Source organism: Pseudomonas lopnurensis (genome assembly GCF_015070855.1).
GTDB classification, from domain to species: Bacteria; Pseudomonadota; Gammaproteobacteria; order Pseudomonadales; family Pseudomonadaceae; genus Stutzerimonas; species Stutzerimonas lopnurensis.
The window spans coordinates 25,946-46,218 of sequence record NZ_JADDIX010000024.1 but is presented as its reverse complement, the minus strand read 5'-3'; the positions used below and the strand labels follow the sequence as shown (position 1 = coordinate 46,218).

Genomic DNA, 20,273 nt, shown 5'->3' with positions numbered 1-20,273 from the left:
CCGATCATGAGCCTGGATCGCGCTGCGCTGCAGCAACGCCTGCTGGAAAGCTTTCGCATCGAAGCACGCGAGCGGCTGATCGTGCTGGCCGACGGGCTGGCCGACTGGCACGAGGCCGCGGCCGATCAGGCGTCGATCGAGTCGGTATTTCGCGAAGTTCACAGCCTCAAAGGAGCGGCCCGGGCCGTCGGACTGCAGCCGCTCGAGCAGCTCTGCCATGCCTGGGAAACCCTGCTCGGCGCTGTGCGCAACGAAAGGTTGCAACTGAGCGCCACGTCCATCGAGCTTTGCCGACAAGCCCTGAGTGCCGTACAGAAGCTGAGCGCTGCCCAGCCAGTGGAAACCGAAGAACTCCAGCAACTCGCCGAGATGCTGGAAGCTGCCGGCCGTGGCGAGACGGTGCGGTTGAAAGAGACGGCACCTGTGCGAACGCAACAAGCAACCGACTCGAGCATGGTCAGGGTGTCGGCGAAGAATCTGGATGCTCTGCTGTTTCATGGCGAAGCACTGCTCCAGCACAAGCTCGAAGCCCAGGCCCTGGCGCAGGGCTTGCACGAGCATGCGCTGGCCTTCGATGCGCAGCGCAACAGGAAATTCGTCGGCCAGCATGGCTGGAAACAGCTGCGCGATGAGCTGGAAAGCCTGCCGATACAGAACCGGGACACGCTGAAAAGCCTGTTCGATTACCTGGATTGGAGCCAGGAACAATTCGATCGGCTGCATTTCGAGGCGATCAATCTCGACAAGTCAGGCAGGCACCTGGCCCAGGGCATGTCGCAGCTATCCGATGCGCATGCCGAAGACATGCTGGCTGTGTTGCTGCTGCCCGTCGGCACGCTGGTCGAAGGCGTTCCGGCCATGGTACAGGACCTCGCCAGGCAAGCCGGCAAGCGCGTGGAACTGCAAATGCACTGTGCCAACCTGCAGGTGGACAAGCGTATTCTCGACGAACTGCGCACCCCGCTGACGCATCTGCTGCGCAATGCCATCGATCATGGATTCGAGGTGCCCGATCAGCGCGAAGCCTTCGGCAAACCGCCCGTTGGGCAATTGCAGATCGAATTGCAGCAGGAGTCGGCCGGCTGGTTTCTGCTGAGCGTGCGCGATGACGGCAGCGGCATCGACATCCCGCAGTTGAAAGCGAGGGCCATCGGCGCCGGCTTGCTGGACGAGGCGGAAGCGGCCCAACTGAACGACAGCGAAGCCCAGAAGCTGGTGTTCGCCTCCGGCCTGTCGACCGCCGCGATGATCACCGACCTGTCCGGACGTGGATTGGGCATGGCCATCGTCCAGGATGCCGTCGAGCGCATCGGCGGCCATGTCGAGCTGGAGTCGCCTCCCGGCCGCGGAACCTGGTTCCGCTTGTACCTGCCGCTGACCCTGTCCGCCTTCCGTGCCGTCATCGTGCGCAATGCCGAACGCCTCTTCGCCATACCGGCACTGGCGGTCGAGCGCTGCCTGCGCCTGCCTCCGAGCGCTGTCCGCATGCTGGAGAACCGGCCTTCTCTGGTGTGGGAAGAACGCGTGCTTCCCGTCTGGCCCCTGGCCGACATCCTCGGCCTCGACAGCGTCGAGCCGGATGCCGGCGAGCTGACGCTGCTGTTGCTGCAAGTGCGCGGCGAGCGCTTCGTACTGCTCGTGGACGAATTGCTCGGCGATCAGGAAATAACGGTCAAGAGCCTGGGGCTGCAGTTGCAGAAGGTGCGCAACCTGATGGGGGCCAGCGTGCTGGGCGATGGCCGACTGGTGCCCATTCTCGAGCCTGCCGACCTGTTCCAGAGTGCCCTGGCGACGAACGTCAGCTCCCTGTCCAGGCAGGAAAGAGAAGGCTCTACGACGCGAGCCCAGCGGCTGCTGATTGCCGAGGACTCGTTCACTTCGCGAGGGCTGCTGAAGGCAATCCTCGAGGCCGCCGGCTATCAGGTGGCCACGGCCAACGACGGCCTGGAGGCATGGAGCGCGCTGAAACAGGAGCAATACGATCTGCTGGTTTCCGATGTGGAGATGCCCCGTATGGATGGCTTCACCCTGACCGATCGAATTCGCGCCGACCGCGAGCTCGCCCAGCTGCCGGTGATTCTGGTGACGGCTCTGGAGTCGCCGGAGGATCGGGCGAAAGGGCTGGAGGCTGGTGCAAATGCCTACCTGGTGAAAAGCGGTTTCGCGCAGGACAACCTGCTGGACGCCATTCGCCGTTTGATTTAATCGAGGTTTTCGCTGATGCGGGTATTGGTCGTTGATGATTCCCCTGTAGCGTGCATGCTGCTCTGCGCCATTCTCGAAAGCGCTGGGATTGATTCCCGTATCGCCGAAAGCGGCGAGCAGGCTCTGGACATTCTGGATAGCTATACGCCGGACATCGTCACCATGGACGTGAACATGCCGGGCATGGACGGCTATGCGACAACCGCTCGGATTCTTCAGAAGCATGCCTTGCCCGTGGTAGTGCTGACCGCCAGTGCCCAGGTTGCCGACGCGGCCATACGCGCTCTGGAGGCCGGCGCGTTAGCCGTGATACAGAAGCCAGCCGGGCCGGAGGCACCGGATTTCGATCAGCGCGTCGATGAGCTGCTGAGGACGCTGCGCGTCATGTCACAGGTCAAGATCGTCAGGCGTAGCAGCACAGCGGATCGCATGCCGTCGACGGTATCGAAACGGCCGGCGCCGGAATCGACCGACATACCGAAAATCGTCGGCATCGCTGCCTCGGCCGGCGGACCGGCGGCGTTGAAAACCCTGTTGCAGCGGCTAAATCCTGCGCAACCCTGGCCGATATTGCTGGTGCAGCACATCGCCGCGGGATTCATCGACAGCTTCCGGGAGTGGCTGGAGCGTATAGCTCCCATTCCGGTGAAGGTCGCCGAAGCCAACCAATCGCTCGAGCAGGGCGTGCTTTATCTGGCCCCCGATGATTGCTCGATCGGCGTGACATGCAGGAACCATGTGCAGCTTGAGTCCTGCCGCCCAGAGCAACTGATCTGCCCTTCCGCCGATCATCTGTTTCACTCCATGGCAAAAGCGTTAGGCCAATCGGCTATTGGTATCCAGCTCTCCGGCATGGGCCGTGACGGCGCCTCGGGACTGCTCGACCTCAAGAACCACGGCGCGCTGACGCTGGTCCAGCAGCCAAGCGATGCGGTTATCGACTCGATGCCTCGGACGGCCATTGACATGCACGCAGCATGCGAAGTGCTGCCTGCCGAACAGATTGCCGACATGCTCAATACACTTGCGAGGCAATACCTGAATGACAACCGACCCAGGCAAGGACGCTAGTCATGCTCAACAACGCTGACATCCTGGTTGTCGAAGACAGCCCGACCCAAGCCCTTGAGTTGCAACTCCTGCTCGAAGCATCCGGTTGCCAGGTACGCGTCGCATGTAACGGCGTAGAAGCCTTGGCGATGGTCGCGGAAAAACATCCAACCCTGGTGATCAGCGACATCCTCATGCCGGAGATGGACGGCTACGAGCTTTGCCGACGGCTGAAGGATGCGCCGCATACCGCTTACATTCCGGTAATTCTGGTCACCCGCCTGAGCGACGCACGGGACGTGGTGCATGGCTTGTCAGCCGGCGCCGATAATTTCATCGTCAAGCCCTACGACGAGAAATACCTGCTTTCACGCATTCGCTACTTTCTCATCAATCTGGAACTGCGCTCCCATGGGCGCATGCAGATGGGTGTCGAGATCATGCTGGAGGGGGAACGGCATTTCATCACGGCAGACCGCCAGCAGATCTTCGATCTGCTGATTTCGACCTACGAACAGGGTATCCGGCTGAATCAACAGCTGCAGAGCAAACATGACGAAGTCATGCAAAGCAATCGGCTGATCGAATGCATGTTTCGCTTCACCGCCCGCTTGAGCGATGCCAGCAGTAAACAGCAAGTCATCGACGGCGCCCTGCAGCAAATCCTCACCTTCCCGGGCGCAGGCGGGGCATGGCTGCTACTGAAGAACAACGCTCAGCCCGACCAACCACCAATCCTGGCAGGGGCTCTGGGCCCGGGATTGGAACAACTGGGCGAACGCCTGAATGGCTGCGGCAGCACCTGTGCATGCGTGAGCGCCTGGCAGCGTGGCGGCTTGACGGAACCTACCGATATCCCCTGCTGCGTCCTGCTCGATGGCCACCACCCCACGACGAGCGCCCATACCAGTATTCCATTGCTGCTGGGTGACAGGACCATCGGCGTCTTCAACGTGCTACAGGAGCAAGGCCAGAGCTGGTCGGACGAGGCGCTCAGTGCCTTGACCTCCATCGGCCAGCAACTCGCCATGGCACTGGGCCGGGCGCGCCTTCTGGAAAGCATGGAGCAGGAGATTCAGCTGCGAACCCAGGAATTGCTGCGCAGCGAGTCACTGCTTCGCAGCGTCGTCGATGATCTGCCGGTCGGCGTTCTCGTTACCGATAGCGATGGCAAGATGCTTCTGAGCAACCCCGAAAGCGGTCGGATCTGGAACTCCAACGAGCCGCTGCAGACGGCCGACCCCACGTGCTTTCAAGGTGCATGGGCCGAGACCGGACAGCGGATCGAGGATGCGGACTGGCCCTTGATTCAGGCGCTCCGGCAAGGCACGACATTGCGAAACCAAGTGCTGGACATTCAAACCTTCGATGGTGCCGGGAAGACCATCGTGGCCACCGCGATGCCATTCGACGACCGGCGAAACAATCCGCAGGGCGCCATCGCGATACTGCAAGACATAAGCGAACAGCGTCAGCGCGACCTCGAAATGCGGATGCTTACCCAAGCGGTGGATGTCAGCGTCAACGCAGTCATCATCACCGATAACAAGCAGCCCGACCAGCCGATCATCTACGTCAACCCGGCATTCATTCAGTTGACCGGTTACTCGCGCGACGAAGTCATGGGCAAAAACTGCCGTATCCTCCAAGGCAAATACCAGGACCAGCCGGAGCTGGCCAATATTCGGCGCGCTCTGGTTGGTAAACAGCGCGGTTCTGCCACGCTGTTGAACTGTCGCAAGGACGGCTCGCAATTCTGGAACAAGCTCAGTATCGCCCCGGTGATCAATGACCGGGAGGAAGTCACCCATTACGTCGGGATTCTTCATGACATCACCGAAGCCAAACGTTACCGCGAAGAGTTGGAACACCAAGCCAACCACGACGGCCTGACCGGGCTCGCCAATCGCAACCTGCTTCGGGATCGACTGCAACTGGCGATCGCATTCGCCAGCCATAGCCAGCAAGCCTTTACCGTGGTGTTCATCGATCTGGACCGATTCAAGGTGATCAATGACAGCCTCGGCCACGGCGCCGGCGACCATCTGCTCAAGCTGATCGGCGAACGCCTGCGTCATGGCACCCGAGACATTGATACGGTCGCCCGCTTAGGCGGTGACGAGTTCGTCATCGTATACGGCGATGGTGGCGCTTCCAGCGAACTGATCGGCTGGCTCGAACAGTTGAAGAGCAGCATCGCCGAGCCGCTGGTACTGGATGGGCAGGAAGTCGTGATTAGCGCCAGCATCGGCTTCTGCTGCTACCCCGAGAATGGGTCGGATGCCGATACGCTTCTGCGCAATGCCGATACCGCCATGTATCGCGCCAAGCAGCAGGGACGCAACAGGGTGTGTGCCTTTACCCCGGAGATGAACGAGCACATCCAGAAGCGCTTGCGGCTCGAGCAGGATATCCGCCATGCACTGCAACAGCGCCAATTCAGGGTGGTTTATCAACCCCAGCTGGACCTGGCCAGTGGACGGTTGTGTGGTTTCGAGGCGCTGGTCCGCTGGCAGCGTGACTGCCAAACGATCGCGCCTTATGAGTTCATTCCACTGGCAGAAGAAACCGGCCAGATCGTTGCCATTGACTTCCACGTGCTGGATTCCGTATGCCAGCAGCTGCAGCTCTGGTTCGACACCCTGCGTGGGATGTGCGTCGCGGTGAACGTTTCTGCCATCACGCTCATGGAGCCGTCGTTCATCGATCGAGTGACGTCGACCCTCGATCGGTACCAGCTCTCCCCCAGCCTGCTAAAACTGGAGGTTACCGAATCCATTCTCATGAGCAATACGGACCAGGCCTTGGTGAAAATGAACGCCCTCAGCGCCCTGGGCATTCGCTTTTCCATCGATGACTTCGGCACCGGTTATTCATCGCTCGGCTACCTGAAGCGCTTCCCTTTCAGCCAACTGAAAATCGACCGAAGCTTCGTCGACGACGTGCACCTGAATCCGGATGCAGCGGCCCTGGTGCGCTCGATGATCTCCATCGGGCATGACCTGGGCATCAAGGTGATCGCCGAAGGCGTCGAAACCCTTGAACAACTCAGCTTCCTGCACCGCGCCGGCTGTGATGAAGTACAGGGCTATTACTATTCCCAGCCTCTCCCACCCGAGGACTGCCTGAAGTTTCTCACCCATAATCTGAAGCAACGCTTGCCCGCCAACATCGTCGATAAGCAGGAACGCTACCTGCTTGTGGTCGATAATGAGCAAAGCATTCTCAATGCACTGAAGCGTGAGCTACGTCTCGAGAATTACCAGTTCCTCGCCGCCAGCAGTCCACAAGAGGCGCTCGCCTTTCTCGCCACCCATCCGGTGGACGTGGTGCTGACCGATCTGCAGTTGCCACAGGTAAGCGGGGTCGAATTGCTAGGAAAGATCAGAAGCCTTCATCCGGATGTCGTCCGTATCGTTCTGAGCGCGTCCACCGAGGTCAGCAGCATCCTGAAAGCGGTCAACGAGGGAGTCATCTATCGTTTCATCACCAAGCCCTGGGAGGCGGATGACTTGCGGGCTCAGATACGTGACGCGTTCCAGCAACGGGATCTGCTGCGCCAGAACATGCGCATGCGTAACCAACTGGCTCGAACGGACACACCGATACCCATGTGACTCCTCCCCATGAATGGCGTGACAGCGATCCAGGATCAGTCCTGAACCTGCACGCCATTTCGTCCGTTGGCTTTCACCCTGTACAGAAGCGCGTCTGCACGCTCGAACAGTTCACGTGCCGTATCATTCTGCTGATAGGCCGCGATACCACAACTGAAGGTGACTGGAAATCCGATAGGCTCCTCGGCGTTGGCTTCACTATCGAGCAACGCTTTTTGGATCCGTTTGATAACCGTTTCAGCCGCGCTGCCATCTGTTTCTGGCAGCACGACGATAAACTCCTCTCCGCCGAATCGGTAGGCCATATCCGCCTCGCGAATCGTGTCGCGTATCAGCTTGGCGATCTGTCGAAGCACGCGATCACCGGTTTCATGGCCATGGAGATCGTTTATTTTCTTGAAGAAATCGATATCCAGCAAAGCGACGCTCAACGGATGCCCATAGCGTTGTGCTCGTTGTATTTCCCGCGCCAGATCGTTCTGATATGCGCGGCGGTTATACAAACCGGTCAACGCATCGCGGCAGCTCAACTCCCGATAACGTTGATGGCTACGGCGCAGCCGCTTGTGAGCAAGCTCTCGCTTTCTGACCGAGACCGCAGCCCGTCGATAGAACCCGATCATCCCGACCATAACAGCGCACAGCAGCAAGAGATAAAGCCCCCCTGTCTGGGTCATCAGCGGCGACAGCGTATCGACCAGCCAATGTCGGGTCGGCTGCAGGCGAAGCAGGTGCCAACCTGGGAAATCTTGCAGTTCCACGCTGGTGGCCGTGTAGGTGGCCCCCTCGAACTCGAGCCGTCGATGCCCCTTGCCAGCCAGGGGCACACCAGCCAGGACTTTTCCAATCCATCCATCACGGTTCGAGGCAACTATCCTGCCTCCGGGCCCGACCATATTGACCACCGAGACCGTGTTGACTTTTAACGCAGCAATCTCCTTCTTTGCGCTGCCCAGCAACGGTAGCTTGAACGAATCCTTGATGACCAAAGCACCCAGGAACCGGGACGAATCCCCGCCGACAGCCGAGTCGCCGATGATCGGATAGCTGTAATAGGCACCGAAGCGGCCGGTTAGCCGACCATTGTCGATCTCCTGAGCGGGCAACCCCAGCAGGCTCTGCCTGAAGTAATCACGCGTCTGAAAATTTTGGCCTACATGACTGGGTGTTTCGTTGTAATCGCTGGATGCGAGCGTCAGCCCGGTCTCGTCGAGTACATAGATCGCGCTCACCGCCAGGCTATCGCGCAATTTTCGCAGTCGTGTATTCATTGCCGCCGTCGCTTGCGGCGACGGCTTCAACAGATAACGCTCGATATTGGCTGCATAGCTGACGGTTGCTGTGCTGCGCTGGCGACTTAGCACGAGCGTTTCGACGAAATCGTTGAGCCGAAGCAGCTCCTCATGCGCCAGTTGGCGATCGGCAGCACGGCGGCTGCGCTGACTTTCCTGATAGAGCAACAACCCGCTCGTGATAGCAGCCAGCAATCCGAGCACGCAGACCTGCAGAAACATGTTCCGAATGGACACTCAAGCACCACCCTGCCAGCAGTCGCTACTGGCATGCCAATTAATTGTTATTAAACGAAACGCTGGAAACCGAGCCAGTGGCCTGTGCGGTTAGTTGGTTACTCAGTTTGGATGATCAAGGTTCCGAGACAAGGCGCCGCGACGAGCCATAGTAGGGCTATGGCAAGGAATCACAACGCAGTGTCGAGGGCGTGAGCGCCGAAATTGATTAACTAACCTGAAATAACCAAACGGGTCGCTAGCCACCCGTCTCCTTATGCTGACTGAACAGCTGCTCCCTGAAGGCTTGGGCGATATCCTGGCGCAACTGGTCGTCGTCCCATGGCTTGGTCAGAAACTTGTAGATCGCGCCGCGGTTGATGGCATCCGTGACGGAGTTGAGATCGGTGTAGCCGGACAACACGAGCCGCACGGTATCCGGGTAGATTTCCTTGACCCGACTGAGAAACTCCGTACCGTTCATTTCCGGCATGCGCTGATCGGACAGGATGACCTGCACATCATGGGTGGCGAGCAGGGCGAACGCATCCTTGGCATTCGTAGCAGTCAGGATCCTGTAACCCTCACGGCGTAGTAGCCGCGCGAGGGCCTTCAGTATGTTTTGCTCGTCATCCAATAGCAGCAATGTCTGTTCGGTGACATCGATGGCGTTCTGCTTGATGTCCGATTGATCCTTTTGTAAAAAACGCTGCAGCTCTGCAAAGGGCATCGGCCTCGCAAAATAATAACCCTGAAACTCATCGCAGTTACTTCTTTTGAGGAACGCGATCTGCGATTCGAACTCCACGCCTTCGGCAATGACCTTGAGATTCAGATGGTGAGCCATAGCGATAATTCCCTGGCTGATGGCCGCATCATGCTGATCACTGATGATTTCCCGGACAAAAGAGCGGTCTATTTTCACCTTGTCGACCGGTAGCCGTTTCAGGTAGTTAAGGCTGGAAAAGCCGATGCCGAAGTCGTCGAGCGACAATTTCACGCCCAGCTCCTTGAGCTGCTGGAGCGTTTCCAGCGCTCGCTCCGCGTTGTGCGCCAATACCGTCTCGGTCACTTCCAGTTCCAGTTGCGCAGGATCGAGCTGATGTTTATGCAACATCAGCGTTATTGTCTCGACGAAATTCATTCGCTGAAAATGCAGCGGTGAAATATTCACCGCCACCGACAGTTCGCCCCCGCCCCTGCTGCCGAGCAGCCTCATTTGCTTGCAGGCCGTGTCTATCACCCATTCGCTCAGCGGGATGATTTGCCCCGTGTGCTCAGCCACCGGGATGAACACATCGGGCGGGATGAAGCCTTTCTCCTGATGGTGCCAGCGTAACAGTGCCTCGAAACCCACCGTGCGCCCGTTACGAGCGTCAACTTGCGGCTGGTAATAGAGTTCGAACTCCTGATTTTCGATGGCCTTCTGGATATCGCTACGTAGTGTGACTCTTTCCAGAATGCGCAGATTGAGGTCGCTGGTATACCATCGGTAATTGTTCCGGCCTTCCTGCTTGGCTTCACACATCGCGATGTCGGCTTGCTGGAGCAATTGTGTGGGTTGCGCGATATCGCCATCGGTAATCGAAATCCCGATACTCGCGGTCAGGTGCACGTCCCTTTCCTGGATGCGATAGGGCCGTGCGATCTCGGCCATAAGCCGTTCGGCCACCTGCACGACGTCCTCTTGCTGGGCGAGGTCCGGCAGCAGGATGATGAATTCATCGCCGCCCATGCGCGCTACCGTATCGCCAGGACGTACCTGCGCGCTCATGCGTTGTGCGACCTGCACGAGGATCGTGTCGCCGAGCTCGTGGCCGAACGAATCATTGACCGGTTTGAAACCGTCCAGATCGATGAACATCACCGCCAGGCTGCGCTGGTATCGCCGGGCAATCTTGCAACCTTGCGAAAGGCGGTCTTCCAGCAAGGCGCGGTTGGGCAGTCCGGTCAGTCGGTCATGATTGGCGTTGTGACTGAGCTCGGCCTGGTAGTGTTTCTGTTCGCTGATGTCGTTCAACACACCGACGTAGTGACTGACGTCGCCACACTCATCGGCAATCGGCGAGATGAACAGCTGATTCCAGAAGGCTGTGCCATCCTTGCGGTAGTTACGCAGCACGGTTTGCACTTCGCCCGGCGCGCTCAGATTATCCCGGAGTTCCGTCAAACCAGGTTGGTCGCGCTCGCCGGCCTGAAGAAGGCGGCAGTTGCGACCTATCACTTCCGCCGGCGAATAGCCGGTTATTCGCTTGAATGCCGGATTGGCATAGATGATGGGTTGATCCGCTTCGCGTGCGTCGGTGATAACGATGCCGTTATGGCTCGACTCCAGACTGCACTTGAACAGACGCAACTGTTCCTGCTCCTGCTTGCGCAGGGTGACGTCGCGCAGCGAGAGGAGCTTCGCCGGACGGCCTTCCCACTCGGTTTCAACGCAATGAATCTCTACCGCAACGGATTCTCCATCGAGCGTTTGCAACGTCCGCTCGTAAAGGCCAGCGCTGCAGGGCATGACGTACTTCTGGTGCGACAGCTGCTGGCGTGAGCCGCGAAGTAATTGCTCAGCGGATGGATTGGCATAACAGACGGCGCCATCCTGCTGATCCACCACCAGCACCGCATCCCTCAGATTGCCGAGCAGCTTCATGAAGGCGTTGCTGTGCTTCGCCTCATCCCGCGCCTTCAGCTCATCGCTCACGTCACTTATAAAAGCCAGGTAGCAGGCCTGGTTATCGAACTCTACGTCATGAAGCCTGATGCTCACCTGCAGTTCTTGACCGTCCTTGTGAAGAAGAGCCCATATCCCGATGTCCGGGCGCGTGACGGCATAGCGCTGGCGCTCTGCGAAAAGCTCGGAAAAACGCTTCTGCTCATGGGGAGACTGGATGTCCAGTACTGTCATCTGCAAAAACTCATCCCGGTCGTAGCCATGGCGGTCGCAGGCGGCCTGATTGACTGCGAGAAAGCGCAGGCTCTCCTTGCTGAACACCCACATGGCCCCGGGGTTGGCTTCGAACATCAGCCGCTGGCGCCTCTCGCTTTCCGCCAGCCGCGCAATGGCCTGACTACGTTGCAGCGCATAGCGAATGCTACGCGCCAGCTGATGGCCATCGAACTGGCCTTTGACAAGACAATCGGCCGCGCCCAGTTCGGTGGCATGGGCATCCAGGTTCGCATGGCCCGCCCCGTCCAAAAGAACGAAGGGCTTCGCAACCCCGGCCGCACGTGCATTCGCCATCAGTTCGACGCCCCACTTTCCGCCCGAACCGCACCCCAGGAGGTAGAGATCATGCTCCTGCTTCAGGATCCGTTTCAGTGCCTCGCAGGCATCGCTCTCCCATTCAAGCTCAGCATCCAGCTCCTGCACATCACCTAGCAGGTCGCGAGTCATAACGAAGCCACGCTCGTCATCATCGATCAGTAACAGCCGCAACCGACCGCTTATGGGGCTCATGGAGAATTCCTGCGAGGTATAAACCGGGACAAGCCAGCCTTGGTTTCACGAGTGCATGCAGCGCGCTCGGCAGTGAAACCTGGGAAGTGCTGGCGAGACCATTATTAACACAGGGGACGCCGAGCCACCATCCATACATAAGGATGAGTACCTATTCCCTGGCTATCCAGAGCAATGATTCAATAAACCTGAATTCATTGAATGGAAGCACTATGAACAATAAACAAATGTCTGAACGTTACGACACCGAAACCAACGACAAAGATGCCGCCTCGAGTGCGAATGCACCGCTTACTGTTCTGCTTGTAGAAGATGACCCCATCGTACGCGTGATAGTGCATTCCATGCTTGATGAGCTGGGGCATACCTGCATTGAAGTAAAGTCCGCCGAGCGCGCCCTCGACATACTTGCTACTAACGCATCAATCGACCTAGTGGTGACCGATTACTCCATGCAGGCGCTGACGGGCGGTCAGCTTATCGAGATCATCAAACACATCTACCCCCAGGTTTCGACGATCCTCGCAACGGGCAACCCCACTAACGCCACCGGTATGGATGTCACTGTTCTGCACAAACCGTTTTTCCAGGAACATCTCGATCGCGCCATCAAGGAAACGATGGCACATAACGGGCTCTGATGTTCCGCGAGCACCATACGCTTCTACAAAGATTTTCAGTTCGCTGAAATACAGTAGAGCCGGAACGCTACTTTCCTAACGTCGTCCAGTCGATTATCAGTTCTGCCGTGGACCCGGCGCCCATTTTTCGCATCACCCGTGCGCGATGAATGTCGATGGTCTTCTTACTATTACCCAGGCGAGCCGCGATGTCCTGGCTGGTCAGCCCCGCCAGTATCAGATCCATCACGTTGCGTTCGCTGGGCGTCAGGCTCGCGTGTCGTTGCTGGTAATCGTTGACCAGCGCCTGGCGCGCGAAAATCGGTTGAGCCTTGCACAACGCGTTGCCAAGTGCGGACAGCAACTGGTCGTTGTCAAAGGGCTTTTCCAGCAGATCCAATGCGCCTGCACGGGTGACGCGGATGGCTGATTCGATCGTGGCATGGCCGGTCAGAACAAGCGCGACCACGTTGAGACGACGACGGGCGATTTCTTCGAGCAGCGCCTCGCCTCGCATCTGAGGCATCGCCAGATCCAGGATTACACAGCCGGGAGCTCCGTCGTAGCTCTTCAGAAATGCCGCTCCGCTGCTATGCGATCTGCTCTCATAGCCCGCGCGGTAAAGCAATCGACGCAGGGCTTCACGGATGCCACGGTCGTCGTCGATTACATGGATCGTCACGCTGTTGTGGCTATCAGTCGAGGGGGTGGTCATTTCGCGGCAAGGGGGCAGTAGCAGTCTGGATGCGACAGACTAATAACTCAGGCACACCCGATCAACTGCTTGCGATCTCGGGCTCCACCTGCGGGCCGAGCAAACGCAGGACCTCATCCACCGTGGTCAGGCCAAGGTGGATCTTCTCCCGCGCATCATCGAGAAGGCTGGTCATGCCCTGCTCGGTGGCAATGGCCTGCAACTGCATGGCGCCGGCGCCCTGTGAAACCGCATCGCGCAGGGAGCCGGTCATCAACAGAACCTCATGAATCCCGACCCGGCCCTTGTACCCCTTGTGACAATGATCGCAGCCGCGCCCCTCGAAAAAATTCAGTGTGGGGTCGAAGAAATCCGAGCCAAGACTGCGCAGGTGATGGTCCTTGGGCTTGACGGGTACACGGCAATGCGGACAGATGCGCCGTACCAGCCGCTGGGCGATGATCGCCTCCAGGGCCGTGGCCAATACATAAGGCTTGAGCCCCAGGTCGAACAGGCGAGCGATGGTTGCGGTAGCGGAGTTGGTATGCAGCGTGGAAAACACCAGATGACCGGTGAGCGCCGCATGAAAGGCGACCTCGGCGGTTTCGCCATCACGGATCTCACCCAGCAGGATGACATCCGGATCCTGGCGCAGAATCGCCCTGAGCACCCCGGCAAAGCTCAGGCCGATTCGCTCACGCACCGGTACCTGGCCGGCGTGATCGATGTGGATCTCCACCGGATCCTCGATAGTGACGTAATTCTTTTCCGCGGTGACCTCATGCTGCAGCAGGGCGAACAGCGTGGTGGTTTTGCCACTGCCGGTCGGCCCGGTTGCGAGGACGATACCCTGCGGCTTGTTGATCACATGCAGCAGGCGTCTCAGATTGTTCGCCGAGAGCCCCAGGTCCTCCAGCGACTGCGCCGATGACTGCCGCTCCAGCACGCGCATCACGACTTTTTCGCCGTTGATCGTCGGCAGGGTCGAGATTCGCAGATCGACGATGCGCATAGGCGTCTTCACGGTAATACGCCCATCCTGTGGGCGCCGCCGCTCGGTGATGTCCATCTCGGCCATGACCTTGATCCGTGAAACCAGCGACATCAGCACGGAGCTGGGAATCTGAATCTTGTCCTGCAGCACGCCGTCTATGCGATATCGCACGACCACATGCTTGGTCCGCGGGTGAATGTGGATATCGCTCGCCCTCAGACGCAAGGCTTCCAGAATGATCGCATTCACCAGGCGGATTGCCGGAGGATCTTCCGAGCTGCCAAGCAGCTGTTCGAGACTTTCGCTAGCCGGATCGTCGTCGAGAACGATCTCTATGCCCTCGTAGGGATCGCTGTTACCGATCACCGTGGCCATGTCATCGAACTGCTGGTCCTGCTCGCCGAAGAGAGCCCGGAACTGCGCCTGCAGCTGTTCCAGCTCGCAGAGCAACGGGTCGATGCTATAGCCGGTCATGAAGCCCAGCTCTTCGATCAGGCCCATGTCCATCGGGTCGGCCATGGCCAGGCGCAATCGCCGGCCAACGACGCGAAGCGGCAGCAGCATCTGCCGCGTGCAGACCGATTGCGGGACCAGCGCCAGCAGCGCCGGGTCGACCTGGAACTCGCGCAGGTCGATTTCCTCGAACATCAGATCCTTGCGCAGCAGGTCAAGGATAGCCTGGCTGCCGATCCAGTCGTGCTGCATCAACTGGCGTATGACCGGCGTCTTGTGAGTCTGCATTTCCTTGTGCAACTGCTGAATCTGCTGGGCATTCAGCAAGCCTTTCTTGTACAGCATGATGGCCAACTGGCTGCGATTGGTGACAGCCAGTTTGGAAATCGTTTCGAACTCGCGATGCTGTTTCTGATTCTCCTGCTCCAGCGCTCGGGTACGTTGCAACAGTGCATGCTGCTCCAGCGCCAGTGCGATGGTCAGCCGCAAGTCATCGTCATTCCATGGCTTGAGAATGAATCGATAGACCGCGCCATCGCGCACCGAGCCCATTACCGCTTCGGTGTTGGCGTGCCCGGTCAGCATGATGCGAATGGTATCCGGCCAGCGCTCGCGGACCTTGGCCAGCAGCTCGCTGCCATTCATCCCAGGCATCATGAAGTCACTGATGATCAGCTGGATGGGTTTGCCTTCGAGGATCTTCAGCGCCTCGACACCGTTGCGCGCGAAATGCAGCTGGTAGTTCTCACGCTGGAATATCCTGCGCAGCGCGGCGAGGATATTGGGCTCGTCATCCACCAGAAGCAGTGAGTAAGGAGTGTCAGGCGCCTCCTTGGCTGGAGCTGTTTCATCCCCCCCCAGAAACAACGATGCATAACGTTTGGCCACGCCAGGCTCCCTATCCAAATTTCAACGTCACACGGGTTCCGATGCCTTCGCGGCTACGAATCGAAATTTCGCCCTGATGCGCCATCATGGTTTCGCGTGCGACGGTCAGTCCAAGACCTGTACCCGAACCGACCGGGCGTGTGGTGAAAAAAGGATCGAAGATCCGTTCCAGCGAGGCGGTGGATATACCGCAGCCATTATCCTCGATCACCACCTCCGGATGGCCCGCGGCGCCTTGCCTGCTGATCACGCGGATACGCCCTTTCCCTTCCACGGCTTTTGCTGCGTTGTCGAGGACGTTAAAGAACACCTGGGACAGTTTGGCCGGGTAGCCGGAGATGGAACCGATGTTTCCGAGCTGCAGCTCTATGTCCAGCATATGACTGAATTCGGCCTGCAGCAGATGGCAGCTTGTGTGCAGAAGATCGTTGAGATCACAGGAAATGAAATCGGCCTGATCGATGTTGGAGAAGGTCTTCAAGTCAGAAACGATCGACGCGATGCGCTGCGTTCCACTGGCTGACTCCTTGAGCAGCGCCTGGAAATCCTCGATCAGCGCGTTGAAAGCGCTATCGCCTGCGATCCCCTGCTTGATCTCTTTGACGTAATCCTCTGCCACCCTGAGATTGCTGCTGATAAAGCCGATGGGATTGTTGATTTCATGCGCGACACCAGCGGCGAGCTGACCGATCGCGCGAAGTCTCGCCGACTCGTAAAGCTCCTGCTGGGTCTGCTCGATAACCTTCACCTGCGCGGCCACTTGAGCCTGCAACTGCTCGGAGAGTTGCCTGTACCGAGCCTCTGAATCCTGCAGAGCGGCATGCTGGCGTTGCAGCTCGGCGAAACTCGCTTCCGCGATATCGTGGTGCAGGTTAGCGGCCAATCGATATTTGCCCACATAGGTCAGGATGAACTCGATGAGCCGCGCCGTCGGCGCCTGCAATTGAGGATCCGCGGCACAGCTTAGCCACGCCACGCCATCCAGATTGAATTCCACCGTTTCGGCATCAGCCTGCGGCTGGTCGCTGAGCGCAAAGCGATGACCCGTGACGCCCTGCAGCAGTCGCAACAGGTCTTGCTGACGCTCGGGCGCAAGCAGCTCCGCCAGTGCTGGATCGTCGTCGAAGTTGCGCATCAACCCACCCTGCTCAGTTGGCGGACGAAAGCGTCGGCACTGATGTGTTCGACCTCCGCCAACTGGAATTCCCGGTCGAGGACTGGATACAGACGCTCCAGCAGGACCCGATAGCTCTCGACGACCCCCTCGCCATTGATCGCCGCCGCCATGCACAAGGGCGACCAGGGCGTATCCGACCAGCGACTCTGCAATTCGCCTTCGCCGACCGCTCCGGGCGCATCACGCTTGTTGAATTGCACGACCAAGGGAAGGTTCTCGATATCGATACCGACCTTCTGCAGGTTGTCAGCCAGATTGTCGAACGCATTGGCGTTGTTGTCCTGCTGAGCGGGCTGGGAATCGGCGACGAAGATCACCCCATCGACCCGAGCCAGCACCGCCTTGCGGGTACTGTCGTGCTGGACCTGGCCCGGCACGGTATACAGCTTCAGTCGCAGTTCCAGCCCACTCTCGCTACGCAGGCCTATGGGCAGCATGTCGAAGAACAGGGTGCGGTCGTCACGGGTTTCGAGCACCATCAGCTCGCCCTTGCGCTGCGGTTGCAACAGGGTGTGCAACTGCATCAGGTTGGTCGTCTTGCCGCTCAGTGCCGGCCCGTAGTAAACAACCTTGATTGTCAGTTTTCGTTCATGCGGAATGTATTCAGACATATTTGCGAAGGCCTTCTTGATCAATCAGAACGGCCTCATGTTCTGTGAGTGCGCCCGAAGTCTGGATATCGCTGAACATATGAAGCTCCCCAATGCTGGCGACTGAAGGATGCGTTGCAGGGCGCCGAGAACATGCGGTTCGTCATCCGGCAACTGGATCGTGCTCATCACGGCGCTCCATTTTGAAGGGGGCATCGCTCTCCGGTTTCCGGATGAATACCGTGTAACGGCCTCCTTCCGAGGCCTCGAACGTTATCAGTTTCGATATCAGCTGTTGTGTGAGCTGTTTACCTTCGTTGAGCAGCAGCATACCGTTGGTGGCATGAAGGTTGCGCGCCAGTATCATTCCGGCGCTGAGCCTTCGCGTATCCAGTGCCATGATGCTCGCATCGGCGAGCACAAGGTCCGGCGCAAGTGTCGTACAGAGCTCGATGAAACAATCGCAAAGCTGGGGATCGTAGAGCCGCCCCTTGTATTTCTTCATCAGAAGAAGCGCTTCGTCGCGACTCAGTCGTCGCTCGAGGAACATGCCTCGCTGCAGCTCGATGAAATCAACGCAAAGTTTCAGCAAACGAGAACCGAAAGGTATCGCTTCACCTTCCAGCCGGTCGGGAAATCCATGGCCATCCCAACGCTCCTGATGATGCCGAATCAATCGACCGGCATCCTGCACGGGCTCCAGCGTCATCAGCAGGTTTTCACCCAGCTCCGGGTATTTGCGGTAACGAGCGCGCTCTTCCTTGTATAAAAGGTCAGACGGCCTGGCGAGCAGCTGATCGCTCCAGGTCAGCTTCCCAATGTTGTACAGGGCCGCCGCCATTGCCAGGTCGTTACTGGTTCGTTCATCCAGTTGATAGTGTTCAGCGTACCCCTTTATCAACGCGACGACTTGCGCATTGGTCTGGCGGTCTTTGTTGAAGCGCTGATTCACGAGACCCGCGAAAACCTCGGTGGCGGTGACATAACTGCGACGTAGCTCGGCATAGGCCACATCGAGCATGCCCGCTGTTTCTTCGAGTTCCGCCGTTCGTGCCTGCACCCGACGCTCGAGCGTCTCGTTCAACTCCTGCAGATGGGCGTTCTGCTCCTGAGTGAGGCGTTCGAGTCGTTGACGCTCCCGTTCGGAGAACTCAAAGGCCAGGGCCTGACGAATGATCAGCCGTAGCTCGTCATCGTCCCAGGGTTTGCTTATATAGCGATAGATCTGGCCCTCGTTGATCGCCTTGATGGTGGTGGTGATGTCGGCATAGCCGGTCAGCAAGATGCGTAGGCAACCCGGCCAGCCCTGCTGGACTTTCGCCAGTAGCGTCGCACCGTCCATGCCTGGCATGCGGGCATCCGAGACGATCAGGTCGACCTCGTGCTGCTCAAGCAACTCCAGTGCCACAGCACCACTGCTGGCAAAGAGAAGCAGATAGCGCTCGTTACGCAGCACGCGCCGCAAACTGCTGAGAATATTCTCCTCGTCATCGACCAACAGCACGGTGGCGATCGGCCCATCGTCTCGCTCGACAATCATTACTTGGCATCCTTTCCAGTCAGGGCGGTCGGCTGGCAGACCGGCAGCCATACCCGAAAGCATGTACCCTGCCCTACCTCGCTATGTACTTCGATCCGCCCATTGTGTTTTTGCACGATGTTATAGGAAAGCGCCAGCCCCAGACCGGTTCCCTTGCCTACCGGCTTGGTGGTGAAGAACGGTTCATAGATCCGATTGAGCAGCTTTTTCTCGATGCCTTTGCCGGTGTCTTCGACTTCGAACCAGGCCCAGTCCCCCTCGCACGCTGTGCGTAGCGTAATACGACCGAACTGCTCGATCGAGTGAGCCGCATTGACCAGCAGGTTCATCACGACCTGATTGATTTGCGAAGGGATACATTCCAGTTCCGGCAGCTCGCCAAACTCCTTGACCACCTCGGCCTTGTACTTTATTTCGTTGTTGACTACGTTGAGCGTCGTTTCTATCCCGCGATGCAGGTCGGCGGGACGAAACTCCTCCTCATCGATATAAGAGAAGTCTTTCAGGGCACTGATGATCTGCTTGACCCGATCGATGCCATCGCCGGACTCGCAAATCAAGGCTTTGATATCTTCTCGAATATAGTCGTATTCCAAGGCGCGTTTGACCTGGCGCAACTCGTCCAGACTGGCGACTTCGTCCACGGCATCGATGATCCGCAGCATGTCGAGGACATAACCATCCAGCGTCTTGAGATTGGAAAGCACATAACCAATGGGGTTATTGATCTCATGAGCGACGCCGGCGGCCAACTGGCCAATGGCCGCCAATTTCTCGGATTGGAGCAATTGGCTGTTGGCTGCTTCAAGCTTGCGTATCAATTGATCCTGTTCTGCCTGCTTCTTGCTCAATGCCACCAGCGCGGCTTCGAGTTGCCCGCTCGATCTCGCAATAGCGCCTGTGTCATACATGATCAAACCATAACGACGTACTCCGCCGAAATGATCGTAGGGAAACAGTAGCGTGCTATGCAGCGGGAGCATATCACCATCAGGACTTTCGACCCGCAAGGGAATCAGGTGAGACAGCTCCAGCCAATGATGATAGACATGCCGACCTTTTGACCGTACCAGCTCGATCATCTTGTGAAACCGCTCATTGTTCGTTTCGGGAAAGACCTTGGCGATCGGTCGCCCCCGAACGTCATCGAGACACTTTCCGGTCCGCTGGGTGACGAAATGGTTCCAGTGCAGGATCTGCAAATCAGCGTCGAGTGCGATTACACCGATATTAAGCCCTTCGACGAGCGTTTCGAAGAAGATTTCCGAATTTGTTTCCATTTCATCCTTTCCTTGAGCGCAGGATACGGCCTTTTCGACACTGTCTGAAAACCGATACATCGCTGGGATCACCTGTTAGATAGCAAAATGCCATCTTCAGCACTTCCATTATGGCCGTAACCGAGCACACGCTCCATCCACCGTAAGGATAAGTACCTATGCCCTAGCAGGCGTTTAACAATAACAACTCTCTCGCCAGA

General features: G+C 58.2%; 12 protein-coding genes. 4 read left to right on the top strand and 8 right to left on the bottom strand.

Features of this window, described 5'->3' with window-relative positions:
• Window positions 1–6 precede the first annotated feature (6 nt).
• The 3 genes from IN820_RS05115 to IN820_RS05105 are packed head-to-tail and all read left to right on the top strand — an operon-like array spanning window position 7 to window position 6,872.
• The gene (locus tag IN820_RS05115; RefSeq protein WP_193679947.1) at window positions 7–2,205 is read left to right on the top strand and encodes a hybrid sensor histidine kinase/response regulator; all 2,199 of its coding nucleotides are present in this window, start codon (window positions 7–9) and stop codon (window positions 2,203–2,205) included.
• 15 nt (window positions 2,206–2,220) lie between these two features.
• On the top strand, window positions 2,221–3,276 hold the full coding sequence (locus tag IN820_RS05110; RefSeq protein WP_193679946.1) for a chemotaxis protein CheB: 1,056 nt from the start codon (window positions 2,221–2,223) through the stop codon (window positions 3,274–3,276).
• Between the two features lie 2 nt (window positions 3,277–3,278).
• Window positions 3,279–6,872, top strand: a complete 3,594-nt coding sequence (locus IN820_RS05105) for an EAL domain-containing protein (protein WP_193679945.1) — start codon at window positions 3,279–3,281, stop codon at window positions 6,870–6,872.
• 35 nt (window positions 6,873–6,907) lie between these two features.
• Here the strand turns inward: IN820_RS05105 and IN820_RS05100 are convergent, their stop codons facing one another.
• Together IN820_RS05100 and IN820_RS05095 are read right to left on the bottom strand one after the other, a co-directional pair.
• Complete coding sequence (locus IN820_RS05100) at window positions 6,908–8,386, bottom strand: sensor domain-containing diguanylate cyclase (protein WP_193679944.1); 1,479 nt, start codon at window positions 8,384–8,386, stop codon at window positions 6,908–6,910.
• A 253-nt stretch (window positions 8,387–8,639) separates the two neighbouring features.
• Window positions 8,640–11,837 (bottom strand): EAL domain-containing protein, encoded by a 3,198-nt coding sequence (locus IN820_RS05095; protein WP_193679943.1) that lies wholly within the window; start codon window positions 11,835–11,837, stop codon window positions 8,640–8,642.
• A gap of 212 nt (window positions 11,838–12,049) precedes the next feature.
• Here IN820_RS05095 and IN820_RS05090 point away from each other — a divergent pair, with 212 nt between their 5' ends.
• Complete coding sequence (locus IN820_RS05090) at window positions 12,050–12,478, top strand: response regulator (RefSeq protein ID WP_193679942.1); 429 nt, start codon at window positions 12,050–12,052, stop codon at window positions 12,476–12,478.
• A gap of 67 nt (window positions 12,479–12,545) precedes the next feature.
• Here IN820_RS05090 and IN820_RS05085 read toward each other — a convergent pair whose 3' ends face one another.
• The 6 genes from IN820_RS05085 to IN820_RS05060 form a co-directional block, all read right to left on the bottom strand.
• A complete protein-coding gene (locus IN820_RS05085) occupies window positions 12,546–13,172 on the bottom strand; it encodes a response regulator transcription factor (protein WP_193679941.1) in 627 nt (208 codons plus the stop codon).
• 61 nt (window positions 13,173–13,233) lie between these two features.
• Window positions 13,234–15,396 carry an ATPase, T2SS/T4P/T4SS family gene (locus tag IN820_RS05080; protein WP_328822073.1) on the bottom strand — a complete coding sequence of 721 codons (2,163 nt, stop codon included), beginning with the start codon at window positions 15,394–15,396 and terminating at the stop codon, window positions 13,234–13,236.
• Window positions 15,397–15,496: 100 nt separating this feature from the next.
• On the bottom strand, window positions 15,497–16,621 hold the full coding sequence (locus IN820_RS05075) for a sensor histidine kinase (protein ID WP_193679939.1): 1,125 nt from the start codon (window positions 16,619–16,621) through the stop codon (window positions 15,497–15,499).
• Window positions 16,621–17,274, bottom strand: a complete 654-nt coding sequence (locus tag IN820_RS05070) for a GTP-binding protein (RefSeq protein WP_193679938.1) — start codon at window positions 17,272–17,274, stop codon at window positions 16,621–16,623. The genes IN820_RS05075 and IN820_RS05070 overlap by 1 nt, the downstream gene beginning before the upstream one ends.
• A gap of 142 nt (window positions 17,275–17,416) precedes the next feature.
• Window positions 17,417–18,793 carry an HD domain-containing phosphohydrolase gene (locus IN820_RS05065; RefSeq protein WP_193679937.1) on the bottom strand — a complete coding sequence of 459 codons (1,377 nt, stop codon included), beginning with the start codon at window positions 18,791–18,793 and terminating at the stop codon, window positions 17,417–17,419.
• Window positions 18,793–20,073: an ATP-binding protein gene (locus IN820_RS05060; RefSeq protein ID WP_193679936.1), complete on the bottom strand. Its 1,281-nt coding sequence runs from the start codon at window positions 20,071–20,073 to the stop codon at window positions 18,793–18,795. Before IN820_RS05060 ends, IN820_RS05065 begins: the two co-directional genes overlap by 1 nt.
• Window positions 20,074–20,273 lie beyond the last annotated feature (200 nt).